General features: G+C 71.1%; 3 protein-coding genes. 1 reads left to right on the plus strand and 2 read right to left on the minus strand.

What is annotated here, in order from left to right:
* Together WA805_RS31370 and WA805_RS31375 are read right to left on the minus strand one after the other, a co-directional pair.
* On the minus strand, nucleotides 1-423 hold a 423-nt coding region (locus WA805_RS31370; protein ID WP_425244148.1), incomplete at its 3' end, for an ATP-binding cassette domain-containing protein.
* Complete coding sequence (locus tag WA805_RS31375) at nucleotides 420-830, minus strand: GntR family transcriptional regulator (RefSeq protein WP_422273129.1); 411 nt, start codon at nucleotides 828-830, stop codon at nucleotides 420-422. The genes WA805_RS31370 and WA805_RS31375, both read right to left, overlap by 4 nt.
* 125 nt (nucleotides 831-955) lie before the next feature.
* On the opposite strand from WA805_RS31375, the gene WA805_RS31380 reads away from it, so the two are divergent.
* On the plus strand, nucleotides 956-2,124 hold a 1,169-nt coding region (locus WA805_RS31380), incomplete at its 3' end, for an AAA domain-containing protein (protein ID WP_425244149.1).

A 2,124-nucleotide genomic window follows, 5' to 3' on the forward strand; every position in this document is an offset into this window, starting at 1 on the left:
CGCCAGCGCCACCTGGGCGCGCTGGCCGCCGGACAGCTTGCCGACCGGCCGGTCAAGCGGGATGTTCAGGCCGGTCAGCCGCGTCCGCACCGACGCGGCGTCCCAGCGCCTGTTCAGGTGCGCGCCGGCGTGAATGTGGTCCTCGGCGCTGAACCGCCGGTACAGCGGTATCTCCTGGGCGAGGAAGCCGACCTCGCCAAGGAACGCCGGGTCCTGACGCGGGACGCCGCCAAGCACGAACGCGCGGCCGGCCGTTGGCGCAGCCAGCCCGGCGAGCATCCGCAGCAGTGTGGTCTTGCCCGCGCCGTTCGGACCGACGAGCGCGGATATCCGGCCCTCGGGCACCGTAATGGAGCAGTCGCTGAGCGCGGTGACCCGCCGGTACCGTTTCGTCAGCCCCTGCGTCTCGACAGCCGGAGTCATGCGATCTCCTCCTCGGAGTCAGCAGTAGCAGCCGAGTCAGCCCGCAGCGTCACGCGCAGCAGCGACTCGATCGATTCGTCGTCAAGCCCGGACTCGCGGGCCTCGCGCACCCAGTGCGCGAGCGACCGGCCGAGCCGGGAGTGGGTGCCTGGCGGCGGCCCTGGCGGCAGGCTCGCGACGAACGTGCCCTGCCCGGCGCGTGCCTGGACGAGGCCCTCGCGCTCGAGGTCGCGATAGGCCTTGAGCACCGTGTTCGGGTTGACCGCCACCGCCGCGACCACCTCCCGCACGGTAGGGAGCTGGTCGCCGACGGTGAGCACGCCCATCCGCAGCGCCTGCCGTACCTGCTGCACGAGCTGCAGGTACGGCGGCACCCCCGACCGCCCGTCGACCCGGAAGCTGATCATCGTGCCCCACAGTCTTAGTGTCTTAGTTGACTAGCACTTTAAGACACGCGGGATGCCGTCGTCAATTCCGTTTGTTCCCCATATGCCGGGGAAGCCGGAAATGCGCCGGCCAGGGAGGCAGAAAAGTGTCAGAACCCAGCGAGGTCAATGACGCCCGCCGTCTTCAACTGATTTCCGCCGCGCAGCGCCAGTGGGTCGACGCGCTGACCGATCTCGGCGGGCGGAACACGCTGCTGTACTACAAAGACAGAAGGGCCGGCACGCTCGACCTGGCGAGCGCCGATCCCGACGTCCTCGAGCGGTTCGAGAAGACCGGCCGCGCACGGCTCACGAAGCTGTTCACGGACGCGGACGAGCGCGCCGACGCGATCCGCCGCATGCAGACGATCTACCGCAAGTCCCGCGAGCTGACCGAAGAGCGCGGCATCAGGGCGGGCTACCTGGCCACCGGCCTGGCCCGCTGGGACGAGCTGTTCCTCGAGCCGGCCGCGCCTGTGCTGCTGCGCGGGCTCACCATCACCCCGACGAGGGCCAGGTACGACGACTTCGACCTCACGCTCGAGGACGACGTCGAGGTGAACCCGGTGCTGCTGCACAAGCTGGCGAGCGTGTTCGGCGCGGTCGTCGACAAGCCAGCTCCCGACCTCATCGCCGGGCAGCTCGCCAAGGCGGCGGCGAACGCCGAGGTGCCCGGCTTCACGATCGAGAAGCGCAAGGTCATCGGCACGTTCACGTACGCCAAGCTGCCGATGGTCCGCGACCTGGAGGCGGCGGGCGACCTGCTCGCCGACAGCGACCTGGTGGCCGCGATCGCCGGCGACCCGGTAGCGCAGCAGCTGGTCAGCGCCGCCCCGGACGCGGACGAGCCGCCGCGGACCGACGACCCCGAGGACGACTACTCCGTCCTCGACGCGGACTCCTCCCAGCGCAGCGCGATAGAGACAGTGCTCGCCGGCCGCAGCCTGGTGATCCACGGCCCGCCTGGCACGGGCAAGAGCCAGACGATCGCGAACCTGATCGCGGCCATGGTGGCGCGCGGCCGCAAGGTGCTGTTCGTCGCGGAGAAACGGGCCGCGATCGACGCCGTGCTCTCCCGGCTCGTCGGCGTGGGCCTCGGCGAGCTGGTGCTCGACATCCACGAGGGGACCCGCGACAGGCAGCGCATCGCGGCCGGCCTCGGGGCCACCCTGGACCTCGCCGAGCACGCCACCGCGCCGGACACGACGGCGCTGCACCGGCGGCTGACCGACCGGCAGCAGCGGCTGCGGCGGCACGCGGCCGCGCTGCACCGGGT

The organism is Trebonia sp. (assembly GCF_049794275.1).
Classification (GTDB): Bacteria; Actinomycetota; Actinomycetes; order Streptosporangiales; family Streptosporangiaceae; genus Trebonia.